This window comes from Paenibacillus brasilensis (genome assembly GCF_009363115.1).
GTDB classification, from domain to species: Bacteria; Bacillota; Bacilli; order Paenibacillales; family Paenibacillaceae; genus Paenibacillus; species Paenibacillus brasilensis.
On the sequence record NZ_CP045298.1, the window covers coordinates 2,788,645 to 2,803,439 of the forward strand.

Sequence of the window (14,795 nt, forward strand, 5' to 3'; positions counted from 1 at the left end):
ACCCACATCACATAGGAGGCACTCATGCCCAGTAAACCTGATTTGTCCATCAAAGATTCTCTAGAAAGAAAGAATAAGAAACCGCGTAAATGGGGACGCAGAGCCGGATTATCGCTGCTGACGGTAATCCTTCTGGGAGTGATTATTTTCATGCTCATCCCTTCCCCTGTCCAGCCTGCAAAATGGATTGCACCTTCGGCTCCCTCTTTTGAGAAAGCGGGTCCATGGCAACAAAATAATAAACTCAGCTCCGCAGAGCTTGTTACAGATGCTCCTAAGTTTCCGGAATTTATCACCTTTGACAAGGAAGGTAATTTATATACGGGAGACTCCGACGGGAAAATTTATAAGGTTGCCTTTGATGGAAAGGGCAATCCGCAAAAGGCCCAACTATATGCAGATACCAAAGGAACACCCAATGGACTTATGTTTGACGCTAGTGGAAATCTGATCGTTACGGATGTCCAGAAGGGGCTGCTGTCTGTAGATCCTTCCGGGAACGTGACGGTGTTGGCCGATCAAGTCGACGGCACACCGATCTATTTGGCCAATGAGCTGGATATTGCGAAAGATGGCACTATTTATTTTTCTGACACCTCCAATTATGGCAGAGTGACCTTCAAAGAAATCGCCGAGAACAAGCCACATGGACGTTTGCTGAAATATGATCCGGCGACCAAGCAGACGACAGTTCTGTTGGAAGGCCTTTATTTTGCGAACGGGGTTGCCTTGTCTGCGGACGAAGATTTTGTGCTTGTGGCAGAGTCGTATCACTACCAATTGGCCAGATACTGGCTCAAAGGGCCGAAGAAGGGGACTTCGGATATTTTTGCGGATAATCTCGCTGGTTTTCCGGATAACATTACGCGTGATGATCAAGGCCATTTCTGGGTCGGTCTCTTCACGACACGTATTCCCTTTGTAGATCAGATGCATGGAAGCCCGTGGCTGGCTGGAATGATGGCCAAATTGCCTCAATCGCTGCTCAGCGGTGCAAGCGCACCTGTGAAGCATGGGCTTGCTGTGGAGCTTAATTCGCAGGGGAAACTCATCGGAAGTTGGCATGATCCTGAAGGCTCGCTTTATGGCGTAACTACGGCTGTAAACCATGACGGATATTTATATATAGGCACAGCTCCTGGAGGCAGCCAGGGTGTTCATCGCGTGCTTTTAACCAAATAAGCTTGGGGAGGGTTTAATATGATATTGGATGAGTTGGAATTATCCTGGAAAGGGAAGGAAAGCCTAGCCGGTAAAGTGGCTTTGGTAACAGGCGCAAGCAGCGGCATTGGGGCATCGATTGCAAGAAAACTGGCAAAGCGAGGCGCATATGTAGCTGTATTGGCACGCCGTCAGGAGCGATTGGACGAATTGGTTCGCGACTTGCACCAAGAGGAATTGTACGAGGTCATGGCAATCCCAGCCGATATCCAAAAAGCTGAAGATGTACAGCAAGCGGTCCATGCCATTCTTGAACACTGGGGGCGACTTGACATTATTGTTGCCAATGCCGGCTTCGGGTATCGAAGCCCACTGGCAGAAGTGGACCTGGAACGATGGGAGGAGCTTTACAAGACGAATGTGCACGGTCTTGTCCTGACACTGAAGTATGGGCTTCAGCCAATGAGGGAACAGGCCAAGGGGGATGTTGTCATTGTCTCCTCTATTGCAGCGAAGGAAGTGGTTGCCGGAGGAGGACTATACAGCGCTACCAAGTACGGCGTTAGCGCCATAGCTTCCGCATTGCGTTTGGAGACCAGTACGCAAGGAATTCGTGTAACTGCGATTCACCCCGGGGCGGTGGCGACGGAATTTTCGCAGGTGGCCGGATATCCCGAGCAGGAGATTCGGGCGTTTGCTTCGAGCGTTTTGCCGCTGCATCCCGATGATGTTGCTGAAGCTGCCCTGTATGCACTGGAGCAGCCGGAGCATGTCAACATTCCGGAATTGACCATTATGCCTTCGAGGCAGGTCCAGCGGTTCAAATAGAGCGGTATTAAGTGTGTTTGGGCAACTAAAGAACAACTATCCATAACCTGCTCAAATGGGCGAGCATAATCCAAAAAGCACGAGTTATAGGGGGAAATAACCCTAGAACTCGCGCTTTTTTTACGCTAATGACGAAGGAGTCATCGTGAGTATAGCTATAGTGTAATAACGTACAAACCTAGCGGCGTAGTTGCACTGCCTGCGACCATGAAGCTGACAACATAGCTGGACCTGCCGGGAGGGACGCTGATATCAACCAATCGGCATACCTTGGTATTATCTCGCAGCAGAGGGATACCATATACATGATTGCCTATGCGTACAGACCCGGCAAATGCCCCTCCACGCGGATTTGCATAAATCCGCACGGTACGTACCTCGTCACTGTCATTAACGATGGGAATGGTCGCGTTGTATATGGTGCCGAATTGTCCGCGGTTATCCAGCGCAGGGCCCAGCTCGCTGCGTGCCCCGGTAAACAGCAGATCGGCAGGGGGATTGCCGTCCAGTTTTTTGGTGGCACACGCCCGATAGTTGGCGCTTTGCCCTACCACGTACGCCGGCATCCGTGCATTCGTTTCGGAAAAGGACCACACCCCTCGTGGATGCGCCTGCGGTGGGGGTACAGGCGGGAGTGCATCCGCATGAATCTGACGCAGGTTGACCTGCGTGTCCTTGCTGACCACGGTGCGAATGACGTAGTCCAGCGTACCGTGGCCTTCGCCATATTCCACTGTGAAGTCATAGGTGAATCCAGCCAGCGATCCTTCGGGCAGCTTGAATTCTTCCAGCAGGGCGGTGCCTCTGCCGAATTTATGACGGTCAACTGGCTTCAGACGTTTCATCGCACCCGCCAAACAGCTTTTGGCAATGGATTGCCCGACATCTATAATCCAGTTGCCATCCTCAGGGGCAATCTCAAGAGCGCGTTCCATATGACGTACCTCCAGCACAGCATTACTTTTGTTTTCTACCGTAATGCCTAGCTTAACGGGGCCTCCGATTTTGTTATAATGCCAGCCGAAAATGCGGTGCTTGACCGTACGGGTGGTGGTACGAACTACATCATGCCACAGGGTGGCTTGCTCAGTAGGTACAGTTACGTCGGTAAGTGTCTCCGGGTTATCGCTAAGCATCAGGCGGCGGTTTCCCCCTTCGGTGGCTGACTCCACATCCACATGGATGTTTGGCGGGATTACAGCGGACTCTACAATCAGATCCTGGAGCTGCTTGGGTCGATGATTCACATGAATTCCTCCTTTGATTTAATAATGGCATCGCTTCTGGTTCATATATATGGGTGCTTCATATATATAGGTAAAACCGAGTCAATGTGTACAACCTGAAGCTGTCTTATTCCTCTAAATACGATTCGTCAGCTGGTATTGCGTGTATGTTAACAGCATAAGCTATTGGATGTACAGAGAAGCTACAGGAGGGAAACATGCCTAAAAAGATATGGTGGAAGGAAGCAGTGGTGTATCAGATATATCCTATCAGCTTTCAGGATTCTGATGGAGACGGAAAAGGCGATCTGCAAGGTATTCTGTCCAGACTGGATTATCTGTGTGATCTGGGCATTGATGTGATCTGGATTTGCCCTGTGTATAAGTCGCCCAATCATGATAACGGATACGATATTAGTGATTATTATGCCATTATGGATGAGTTCGGAACGATGGATGACTTTGATGAACTCTTGCACAAGGCGCATGAGCGAGGCATCAAAATCATGATGGATCTGGTATTAAACCACACATCAGATGAGCATCCGTGGTTTACGGAATCACGCTCGTCCAAGGATAATCCGAAGCGGGATTACTACATATGGCGAACAGGCAAAAATGGCGGATATCCGAACAACTGGGAATCGTATTTTTCCGGTTCTGTGTGGAAATATGACAAGCTTACAGACGAATATTACATGCACCTGTATTCCGAGCACCAGCCGGATTTGAACTGGGAGAATGATGAGATGGTAGGCGAACTCTATCGTATGGTGGAATGGTGGCTAAAAAAAGGAGTTGATGGCTTCCGGTTTGATGCTATCGCCCATATTGTCAAAGCCGAGGGACTGCCTGATGCTGATAATCCCGATAAAAGGACATTAGTGAGGGCCTATCAGCTCTTTTCCAATCTCGAGCAGGTGCATGACCTTTTGCGCATGCTAAATGAAAAAGTGCTGATGCGTTATCCCTTAATGACTGTCGGTGAGACCTCCGGTCTGGGTCCGGAGCAGGCGCTTGATTATGTAGGTGACCAGCGGCATGAGCTGAATATGGTTTTCCAGTTTGAGCATATGTTTGTCGATGCCCAAGGTCAAGGGACTGAAAAATGGAATTTCAAGCCATGGACACTGGTGGAGCTGAAACAAATTATGAGCCGTTGGCAGACCGTGCTTCATTCGGAAGGATGGAATGCCAATTATTTAAACAACCATGATCAACCGCGTGCCTTATCACGATTTGGGAATGATGGGCAGTACCGTGTGGAATCAGCCAAAATGCTGGCAACCTTCATACACATGCTCGAAGGCACGCCTTATATTTATCAGGGTGAGGAAATTGGCATGACCAATATCGCATACCCGTCAATTGATGATTACCGGGATGTGGAGACGCTAAATTACTATGAGCAGCAACGAAAGATAGGTGAGCCTGAGGAAGAGATTATGGCTGCAATTTGGAGGAAAAGTCGGGATAATGCGCGGACTCCTATGCAGTGGAATGATGGTCATGCAGCCGGCTTTACCGACGGAGAGCCGTGGATGAAAATCAACGATAACTATACGCACATCAACGCGGAGGCGGAAAGAAGGAATCCGGATTCGATTTTTCACTACTATCGTAAGCTGATTGCTTTGCGCAAACAGCATGAGGTTATTGTTTATGGCGAGTACAAACTGCTGTTACCACTTGATACAGAGCTGTATGTATTCACCCGCATGCTGGGACAGGAGCATTTGCTGGTCATTTTGAATTTCTTTGAACGTGGTCCGTTGTTCCGCTGGCCAGAGGAGGATGGCTATGCTACTGCCAATGCGGAGCTGCTGTTGTCCAACTATGAACCGGTACAAGGGGAAAATCTGCATGAATTGAAGCTGCGCCCTTATGAGGCAAGAGTGTATAAGCTAACCTTGCAATAAAAAAAGCCCGCTTCACACTGGCTGCTGTAAGCAGGTGTAAATCGGGCTTTATTACATTTACTGCACATCAAAATTCAGTTGCAGCTTTAGTGGTAATGCTTAACCTTGAGGTCATCCAGGCTTTTGAACTCGTACCCTTGCTTACGTGCTTCGTCTATAATCGAACCAAGCGCCTCGGTGTTGTCCTTGGATACAGAATGAAGCAGAATGACCGCTCCGGGGTGAAGCTGACGTATAACTTGTTGGTAAGCATAATCTGCGCCCTGCTGGATATTTGTATCCCAGTCCTTATAAGCAACAGACCAAAATACGCTCGTATATCCCGCTTCTCGGCAGGAGGCCAATGCTTTTTCGCTGAATATGCCGCGAGGCGGCCGAACGTATTTCATTTCCTTCTGTCCGGTTAGCTCCGCCGATGCATTTCGTACCCGATCCAGCTCGGACCGAATCTCTGCTGAAGAAATGGTGCTCATATCAGGATGGCTCCATGAATGGTTACCGATAATATGACCCTCACTCGCCATGCGGCGCATCAGAGCGGGCTGGTCCTTCACAAAATGCCCGGTTACAAAGAAGGCGGCTGGAACCTTCTTAGCCTTTAAAACATCCAGCACCTTGGGCGTATAACCATTCTCATAGCCGTTATCGAACGTGAGAAATAATTCTTTTTTAGTAGTATCCCCCAGAAAGATGCCACCCTGTCTTTCAATCAGATGCATAAAGCCCTCTTGTGCGATAGAGGGCAGCTCGCCTCCCTTACTTTTCTTAAACCCAAAATGATAAGGCTGTCCGTCAACAGTCTGAGCAGCTTGTGTGGATTCACCCGTAACTGCTAACATCCCTATAACCGCAACGCATAGCCACAAGGCAAATATTCGTTTCATTTAACTTCCTCTCTTCCGTCTTGTTTGGGCAAGGTGTGTATGCTTCGGCATATTCCATAGAGTCTGCAATGCTATGACTATTTATGCGTAAAATGCCCTCAGAGTTAAAGCTTAATCATTGCGACCAAAAAACACATATTGACATGAATATTAAATCGAAGTAGTATACTTTATAAAACTCACTAGAATACTCGGATTTAGTGGACTAACGACAAACGGATGCAAACAGCTCAGTGGTATCTTACATACTTGAAGGAACGGAAGGAGCTAAAGCAATGATTGAACTAAAAAATGTATCCAAAACCTATGTAAGAAAAGGGTTAAGCATAGAGGCGTTAAAAAATATAAATATCAAAGTGGATAAAGGGGATATTTTTGGTTTTATTGGATTCAGCGGTGCAGGTAAAAGTACACTGATTCGACTGGTCAATCGTCTGGAGAAGGTATCCAGCGGGGAAGTTTTTGTTGAGGGGGAGCTATTAAATACCTATTCGACCGCAGGGCTTCGAAAGATAAGGAAGAAGATCGGGATGATTTTTCAGCATTTTAATTTGCTGGAATCGAAAACGGTGTTCGATAATATTGCAATACCACTGGTGCTGCTCAAGCGCAACAAACGGGAGATTGAGCAGCGGGTAAAGGAGCTGCTCGAGTTCACGGGCTTGTCCGACAAAGCAAACAGCTATCCAAGTGAACTGTCCGGCGGTCAAAAGCAGCGTGTCGGGATTGCACGGGCGCTGGCGAGCAACCCGTCTATTTTACTCTGTGATGAGGCGACTTCGGCACTTGATCCACAGACCACGCAGTCTATTCTTGATTTGCTTCGCAAAATCAACAAGGAATACAAGATCACCATTCTGATCATCACGCATGAGATGTCGGTGATTCAGCGGATTTGCAACAAGGTAGCCGTAATGGAAAAGGGTGAAATCATTGAGCAGGGCAACGTATTCGAGGTATTCGGGCAGCCGCAGCATCCGACGACGCAAAGCTTTGTACGCACAGTTATTCACGATACGGTACCGGATAGTGTGCTGCAAACGTTCGAACAGCAAGAGTCACAGCGGATTTACAAACTGGAATTTATCGGCCAGGCAGCTTCTGAACCAGTGGTTCATGAATTGATTCGGCTGCATGATGTTCATGTGAATATTTTATTTGCCAACATGACGGAAATACAAGAAACGACGATTGGCTATATGACGATCCAACTGCGTGGTGAACAGCATGCCGTCGAGCAGGCTGTTGATTTTATCAAAAGCAAAGGGGTCAATATTCAGGAGGAGGTGAAGGCCCTATGATGATTACAGGAACTACGATAACCTGGGATCAGCTGTGGGAAGCATTGTATGAATCCTTGCTCATGGTCAGCATTTCGTTATTCATTGGTGCGCTAATCGGTATACCTATCGGTATTTTGCTGGTCGTCACTCGTCCGGGTGGCATTTTAGAGAACAAATGGCTTTACGGTATTTTGAATCCAATCATAAACATTGTTCGTTCTTTACCGTTTATTATTTTGCTGGTAGCGATCATTCCGCTAACCCGTTTGATTGTGAATACATCCATTGGAACCAGCGCGGCGATTGTCCCCTTGATTGTATATATTTCACCTTATATCGGCAGGCTGGTTGAAAATTCGCTGCTGGAGGTTAATCCGGGAATATTAGAGGCGGCAGATGCAATGGGAGCAACCCCTTTTCAGGTCATTCGTTACTTTTTGCTTCCCGAAGCGTTCAGCTCTCTAATTTTATCGTTAACGACAGCCACCATTGGCTTAATTGGGGCTACTGCAATGGCTGGTGCGGTCGGCGGCGGCGGAATTGGTGATCTGGCCATCTCCTACGGCTACCAGCGGTTTGATACGTTAGTTATGCTGATTACCGTGGTTGTTCTGGTCTTATTTGTACAAGGCGTTCAGTCTTTAGGGAATCTGTTGTCCCGTAAAGCACGCAGGAGTTGATGAGAAATAACTGATATACAAGGATGTATACATGGGACGGTGCGCACAGATTTCGATCTGTGGCGAACGTCCCTTTTTGCGTGGGTAGTGTTTCTAACACAGCAGCTTAGAATAACCGATACAACAAGTTAGATTATACAGAAAGAGCGGAGGATTTATGAAAAGACAGGGTGTTTTATTTTTTATTATACTTCTGCTTGCGGTTGCGTTGCCCATTTATCCGCTGGTGTCGGGTGTACTATCCGAAAACAGTCATTGGAAAGCTCACGATGGTGTTATGGATTTGCGCAATTGGAATCCTGAAAAGGAAGGCCCCCTACAACTGGGTGGAGAATGGGAATTTTACCCCAATCAGTTGGTACAGCCTGCATCTTTTCAGGATTTGCGGGATAAGAATGGGGAAATTCATCAGAATCCTGCTGAATCGCGATTGGAAACCGAATCTTCCGCCAAGATTGTAAATGTGCCTGGTAAGTGGAATCAGTGGATGCCTGGAGGACAGGCGACCGGATACGGAACATACCATATTCGTGTGTTGCTGCCTGAAAAGGCAGAAAATCTGTACGGCATTTATATGCAAAACATTCGCAGCGCCAGTCAGGTGTGGATTGACGGGAAAAAAGTAGGAGCTAGCGGTGTTCCGTCTATATCCAGCGACAAAGGTAGGCAGGGCAACGCTCCCTATGTAGGCTTTGCTGCGGTAGATGGACATTCGGCTGATATTACCGTGCAGGTGGCGAATTACAGCTATTCCTCTGGTGGAATCATTTATCCATTGTTATTTGGGGATTACGAGAGTATTACGCATAGCCGGGAAGCAGCAATGGCAGAAGACACCGTGCTGGTAGCGGGATTTTTTATTCCTACCGTATTTTTTATCATGATGTATTTTTTGCGTAAAAAAGAAAAGGCATTGCTTTATTTGGGATGCTTTTGTATCGCGGCTTTATTTTATATTTTGACGCATGGAGAAAAGCTGCTGGTCTGGGGAATGCCATACTTGCCTTATGAGTGGATATTAAAGATACAATCGTTTTCTTCAACGCTGTCTTACTATTTTTTAATTCAGTATGCTCATCAATCGACACAGATTGTCATGAATCGGATGGTGCAGCGTCTATATTTTATGGCAACAATCTTGATGCTCAGCATGGGGCTTCTGCTGCCTACGTTGGTACTCTCCTCCTTTGAGGCATTCATTCTTCTTTTTGGCGTATTCAGTGTGGGATATGTATTGTTGATCTTGATTCGTGGACTTCTTCAACGGACGGATGATGCGGCACTGGTTGTCATTAGTATTATGAGCATACTCATGATTGTGGTGACCAGCTTTGTGTATATTCTGGGCTGGGGGGATGTACGCGGAGTGACAGCTTATGAAATGCTCATATTCGTGCTGGCTCAAACGCTGCTGCTGGCCAAACGTTTTGTCCATTCATTTCTGGAGGTCGAGAACCTGTCACAGCGTTTGCTGACATTGGATGGGTTGAAGGATGAATTCCTGGCGAACACATCACATGAGCTGCGCACTCCTTTACACGGGATTATCAATATTGCCCAATCCATGCTGGATCGTTACGGAGCACAATTCAATGAGCCACAAAAGCATAACTTGACCTTGATAGCCAAGGTGGGGCGCAGACTGTCCTATTTGATTAATGATATTCTGGATTTTTCCAATTTAAAAAATGGAAGACTGGCCTTAAATCGTCGCCCTGTAAATGTACAAGCTGCTGTAGATTCTGTACTGGAAGTGCTGGATCATACGATGGACAAGAAAAAGCTCAAATTCGTAAAAGAATGGCCCCGTTCATTGCCGAAGGTTCATGCGGATGAGGATCGGCTGAATCAGATTCTGTACAATTTGCTGGGCAATGCGGTGAAATTTACGGAGGAGGGCCAGATCTATATCTCTGCCAAGGTAGGGTACCGGGTAATAGAAATCAGCGTGAAGGATACGGGCCCCGGTATTGCCAAGGAGCATCTTGCACATATATTTGAACCTTTTAACCGAGGGGCTAATGCTGATGATAAAGGGTCTGGTGGAACCGGGCTTGGATTGGGCATCACCCGCCGCCTGGTGGAGCTGCATGGCGGTCAAATGTGGGTAGAATCCAGACTGGGGAAGGGTTCAACCTTTTATTTTACACTGCCTTTGGCGCAGACGGGTACGTTAGCCTATGAGGACCGGAAAGATGATTCCACTGCGGTTATATTGCAGTCTGGCGCAACGCTGAGTCAGGATGTGAATCCGGTTGAAGAGGAGGCGGTGGAGCCTGTTAAGCCTGCTTCTTACAGAGTGCTGGCTGTAGACGATGATAAGGTTAATCTCCGGGTGCTGGAGGAGCTGCTATATACGATAGGTTGTACCGTGGTGACTGTGGACCAGGCCGACGGGGCGCTTCACATGCTGAATAGCCGGTCCCGGTTTGATCTGGTTATTACGGATTGGATGATGCCGAAAATGTCCGGTATTGAGCTGTGCCGCCGGATACGGGAACGATATTCTCTGTCCGAGTTACCGGTATTGCTACTCACGGCACGCGATCTGCCTGGCGATATCCGCGCAGGCTTTATGGCTGGCGCCAATGATTTTTTGCGCAAGCCAGTTGATGCTGAGGAATTAAAGGCGCGTGTGCGCACGCTGTTGAACATGCGCGATTCAGCGGAGGAAGCGGTGCGCTCGGAAATGGCCTTTTTACAGGCACAAATCAAGCCGCATTTTCTGTACAATGCGCTGAATGTCATTGTCTCGACCGTGGCTGTTGACCCGGACAAGGCAGCGGAGCTGCTCATGGAGCTGAGCCAGTATTTACGTGGCAGCTTTGATTTTCAAAATAGGGAAAGTACAGTTCCGCTTATCAAGGAACTGGAATTGGTGGAATCGTATGTGGCGCTGGAAAAAGCCCGTTTTGAAGAACGTTTGCAGGTAACTATTGAAGTGGGAAGGAATACCCGCTCGCTTATCCCGCCATTAAGCATTCAGCCTATCGTAGAAAATGCAATACGCCACGGTGTAATGCAACGGGCAACAGGTGGAGTCGTGCAGGTTGCTGTTAAGCAGGATGGAGCCTACTTTGTGGTTAGCGTGTCTGATGACGGTGTAGGCATGCCGCCGGAGCGGCTGGAACAACTGCTGTCGGAGGGACATGTATCCTCCAGTGTAGGGCTTAGAAATATCCATCGGCGTCTTATCCATATGTATGGAGAAGGGCTGCGAATTGAAAGTAATCCCATGCGGGGGACCACGGTAAGCTTTCGTGTACCGGAAACGACCTTGCCTCGGCATGACGATGAATAAAAAAAGTATAGTACATGTATCGGAAAAGCTAATATCACATCCGTATTGAAACGATATATAAAATATAAGAAATTACAATCGTATGGACGATGGCAGCAGGAAGGGAGTACGGACACATAGATGAAGGCGATTTTGATTGATGATGAGCGGTCGGCATTGACCTACCTGGAACGGTTGCTGGAGGCGGACGGACGGTTAACGGTAATGGGCAAATATACGTCTGCACAAGCGGGACTGGATCATCTGGCGGCAGAACGTGTAGATATTGTTTTTATAGATATCGGAATGCCGGAGATGAACGGCCTGGAGGCTGCCGAGTGGATTCAACAGTTGGACTCTCATATTCATATCGTTTTTGTGACCGCATACTCGGAGTATGCTATTGAAGCATTTGAGCTGCAAGCACTGGATTATTTGTTAAAGCCTGTTCATGCCCGGCGGCTATCCAAAACGATCGACCGGATTGCTGCTTTGCTGGCAGATTCCCGTTTTTCCACTTCGGGGGTCATAGTAAAGCAGACACCGAAGGTACGGTGTTTTCAGAAGCTTGAAATTTTGGAGGATGGTCAGGAAGCCGTAGGAGCAAAGCCATTCAAATGGCGCACATTAAAGTCCCAGGAACTGTTTTCCTTTTTATTGCACCATGAAGGAGACTGGGTTAGCAAGGAGCAGCTGCTGGATGCGCTGTGGCCTGAATATCATTTGGACAAGGCGGTTGTTCACCTGCACACATCCATTTACCAAATCCGCAAGGCGTTGAAAGAACGGATGCAGGATACGAAGCTGGAATACAACCTGGATCGCTACCGCTTGAACCGCAATGGGTGGGCTACGGATGTAGAGCTATTCGAGCGGGGAATATCCGAGTGGGCCGCATCTGGTAGCGGGGGTACGCCGCGTATGGATAGCCTGCTGGAGCTGTACCGTGGCAACTATCTGGAGGAGCACGATTACCCATGGGCATACGCGAAAAGGGAAAAGCTGCGCAATATGTATCTGGCATGTGCTTCTGAGCTGGCAAGAGAGGAGCTACGCTCAGGCGGCACCCGGAAATCTGTCCAGCGCTTGATCAGTCTCCAGCAACGAGAGCCGTACTCAGACGATATCTGCGGACTGCTGCTGACAGCCTATGCCCAGTTGGGCGATTATACTGCTGCACAAAAGCACTATGAAAGCTTCGTCAGCCTATTGGAAGATGAGCTGGGCATTGAACCTCAACAGGTGACGCACCAGCTATATATACAGTTGAAAACACAAACGCAACCTGCGTAGACCGCTGTACTGGCTCAGGTAGAGCAGAAAAAACCGCTTCAAAGGGGTCACCTAGAAGCGGTTTTTTGCATGGATGGAAATACTCGCTTTTTGCGTTTGAATTAGCCTTTTTTCTCTATAATCTGCTATTCGCTGATGCAAGTCTCCTACCCTGGCATATTCATATATAAATTTACGTTTATTGAAGGAGGTCATTGGATTGGGAAGAACGAGACGAACTGGCTTTAAGAATAAAAGAATCTCGGTGGACGTCAGACAATCATCTTCAGCTCAAACAGGACAAGGCGGCAACCCTATTTCTATCAATGCTTCGGATGTTGGGGTCGTCAGAACGGATATTAAAAACAAGTAATCTTTCCTATGTAAAAGCCTCATCGTCGGCGCAAAAAAAACACCGGGATAGACAGGTTTCCTAACCTGTTCCCGGCGGTTTCACTTAAATTGTCGTGTTTGTTTAGTCTCTCACCAGTATGAACCTACATAGGCATTATGTCTTTCTTCAGTACGGCATAGCCATAGGGTAGAAGCTTGGCTTTTAAGCCTTCTGCACCTGTGGACCACTGGCTTTCGCCGAAGGCTAATTGCCATTCCTGCTCGGGAATGTCCAGTTCAAATACGTGGTCCTCATCGGAACGATTGAGTAGCACAAGCAGCACTTCTTCCTCGCTTCGGCGCGCGTAAGCGAGGGATGTGCTTTCCGGCTGTGCCTCCAGAAAAGCAAGGCTTCCCTTATCGCGGAGGGCCGGATGCGCCTTGCGAAGCGCAATCAGCTCGCGATAAAAGTCGAATAGCTCATGATCCTGCTTGTCGGTGTCCCACTCCATGCATTTGCGGCAGCCGGGATCGGCATCTCCATCCAGGCCGATCTCATCACCGTAATAAATGCAGGGCGCGCCCATATACGTGAACTGGAACATGGCGGCTAGCCGCATCAGCCGCTTGTCACCTCCGCACAGCGTCAGCAGGCGTGGCGTGTCATGGCTATCCAACAGGTTGAAGGCCACCTCGGATGCCTGCTGCGGATAGCGGGCCAGCTGCTGTCCGATGGCAAAGGCGAAGCTTTGGGCATCGGTCACTTTTTTGACGAAAAAATCATTCACCGCATAGGTGAACGGATAATTCATTGTCGCATCGAACTGGTCACCCTGGAGCCATTCAGACGATTCATTCCACATTTCGCCCAAAATGTACGCATCCGGCTTGGCCTGCTTGACTGTCGTACGGAATTCTCGCCAGAAGGCGTGATCCACCTCATCAGCTACATCCAGCCGCCAGCCGTCAATGCCGATCTCCTCAATCCAATGTTTGGCCACGCCCAACAGGTACTTTTTCACCTCAGGATGCTCCGTATTCAGCTTCGGCATCATCGGCTCCAGCCCGAATGTATCGTAGGTTGGTGTGCCGTCGACTACTTCCAACGGGAAGCTATGTATATGGAACCAGTCCTTGTAGGGTGAGGCTTCGCCCTTTTCCAGCACATCAACGAATGGCTTAAAGGTACGTCCTGAATGGTTGAAAACTGCATCAAGCAGTACCCGGATCCCCCGGTCATGGCAGGCATTCACCAGTTTTTTTAATATTTCCTTGTCCCCGAAATGCGGATCAACCTCCATATAATCCTCGGTATCATATTTATGATTCGTTGTTGCCTTGAAGACAGGAGTCATATACAGAGCGCTAATTCCCAGCTTGCTCAGGTGATCCAGATGATCCAGAATGCCCTGTAGATCGCCACCGAAAAAATTGTCTCTTCGCGGCTTGCCGCCCCATGCTTCTGCACCCTGCGGGCTAATGGAGGGGTCACCGTTCGCAAAGCGTTCAGGGAAAATTTGGTAAAACACGGCCTCCTTCACCCATGCAGGAGGCTTCAGAATATCAATCGGATTCAAAAACGGGTATTGGAACAGATTATCTGCATTTTGGGGTTCCTCGGTAGTAAAGTCGTTCTCATTCATCCAAAGGCGTTCCTCTCCATCTTCCAGTAAAAACCCATATTTCAGCCGGCGATGAGTAGGCTTTACAGTGCATTCATAGTAATCAAACCTGCCGTCGGTGGCAAATTTGGACATCGGAACAAGCTGCCGGGTACGTCCCCAGTCGTACTTATCTACAGTCAGAGCGTGCACGGCGGTCAGGTCATTTTTCTTGGTGCGAAGCCGTAAAAATATCGTTTCATGATCATAGCCAAAAGCCCAATTGCGCTTCGGGTGATGGCATATCGCTTCCAGTAGCATGGAATAG

At 48.3% G+C, this 14,795-nt stretch carries 11 protein-coding genes; 8 read left to right on the forward strand and 3 right to left on the reverse strand.

Annotation, left to right across the window (positions count from 1 at the left end; genetic code table 11):
- Nucleotides 1–24: 24 nt before the first annotated feature.
- Nucleotides 25–1,182 (forward strand): SMP-30/gluconolactonase/LRE family protein, encoded by a 1,158-nt coding sequence (locus GCU48_RS13070; protein ID WP_152380275.1) that lies wholly within the window; start codon nt 25–27, stop codon nt 1,180–1,182.
- Between the two features lie 18 nt (nt 1,183–1,200).
- A complete protein-coding gene (locus GCU48_RS13075) occupies nt 1,201–1,989 on the forward strand; it encodes an SDR family oxidoreductase (RefSeq protein ID WP_152380276.1) in 789 nt (262 codons plus the stop codon).
- 155 nt (nt 1,990–2,144) lie between these two features.
- On the opposite strand, the gene GCU48_RS13080 is transcribed toward GCU48_RS13075, so the two are convergent.
- Nucleotides 2,145–3,236, reverse strand: a complete 1,092-nt coding sequence (locus tag GCU48_RS13080) for a hypothetical protein (RefSeq protein WP_152380277.1) — start codon at nt 3,234–3,236, stop codon at nt 2,145–2,147.
- A gap of 197 nt (nt 3,237–3,433) precedes the next feature.
- Here GCU48_RS13080 and GCU48_RS13085 point away from each other — a divergent pair, with 197 nt between their 5' ends.
- Nucleotides 3,434–5,134, forward strand: a complete 1,701-nt coding sequence (locus GCU48_RS13085; protein ID WP_152380278.1) for a glycoside hydrolase family 13 protein — start codon at nt 3,434–3,436, stop codon at nt 5,132–5,134.
- A gap of 86 nt (nt 5,135–5,220) precedes the next feature.
- On the opposite strand, the gene pdaA is transcribed toward GCU48_RS13085, so the two are convergent.
- On the reverse strand, nt 5,221–6,018 hold the full coding sequence (gene pdaA, locus GCU48_RS13090; RefSeq protein ID WP_152380279.1) for a delta-lactam-biosynthetic de-N-acetylase: 798 nt from the start codon (nt 6,016–6,018) through the stop codon (nt 5,221–5,223).
- 275 nt (nt 6,019–6,293) lie between these two features.
- Between pdaA and GCU48_RS13095 the strand changes: the two genes are divergently transcribed.
- The 5 genes from GCU48_RS13095 (at nt 6,294) to GCU48_RS26915 (ending at nt 12,906) form a co-directional block, all read left to right on the forward strand.
- A complete protein-coding gene (locus tag GCU48_RS13095; RefSeq protein ID WP_152380280.1) occupies nt 6,294–7,319 on the forward strand; it encodes a methionine ABC transporter ATP-binding protein in 1,026 nt (341 codons plus the stop codon).
- Nucleotides 7,316–7,981: a methionine ABC transporter permease gene (locus GCU48_RS13100; RefSeq protein ID WP_025718131.1), complete on the forward strand. Its 666-nt coding sequence runs from the start codon at nt 7,316–7,318 to the stop codon at nt 7,979–7,981. The genes GCU48_RS13095 and GCU48_RS13100 overlap by 4 nt, the downstream gene beginning before the upstream one ends.
- Nucleotides 7,982–8,138: 157 nt before the next feature.
- Nucleotides 8,139–11,282 carry a hybrid sensor histidine kinase/response regulator gene (locus GCU48_RS13105; RefSeq protein ID WP_152380281.1) on the forward strand — a complete coding sequence of 1,048 codons (3,144 nt, stop codon included), beginning with the start codon at nt 8,139–8,141 and terminating at the stop codon, nt 11,280–11,282.
- A gap of 120 nt (nt 11,283–11,402) precedes the next feature.
- Entirely contained in the window at nt 11,403–12,554 is a 1,152-nt protein-coding gene (locus GCU48_RS13110) for a response regulator (protein ID WP_152380282.1), read from the forward strand.
- A gap of 199 nt (nt 12,555–12,753) precedes the next feature.
- Entirely contained in the window at nt 12,754–12,906 is a 153-nt protein-coding gene (locus GCU48_RS26915; protein ID WP_167518688.1) for a hypothetical protein, read from the forward strand.
- Nucleotides 12,907–13,030: 124 nt separating this feature from the next.
- Here the strand turns inward: GCU48_RS26915 and GCU48_RS13115 are convergent, their stop codons facing one another.
- Nucleotides 13,031–14,788, reverse strand: a complete 1,758-nt coding sequence (locus tag GCU48_RS13115) for an alpha-glycosidase (RefSeq protein WP_152380283.1) — start codon at nt 14,786–14,788, stop codon at nt 13,031–13,033.
- Between the last annotated feature and the right edge of the window lie 7 nt (nt 14,789–14,795).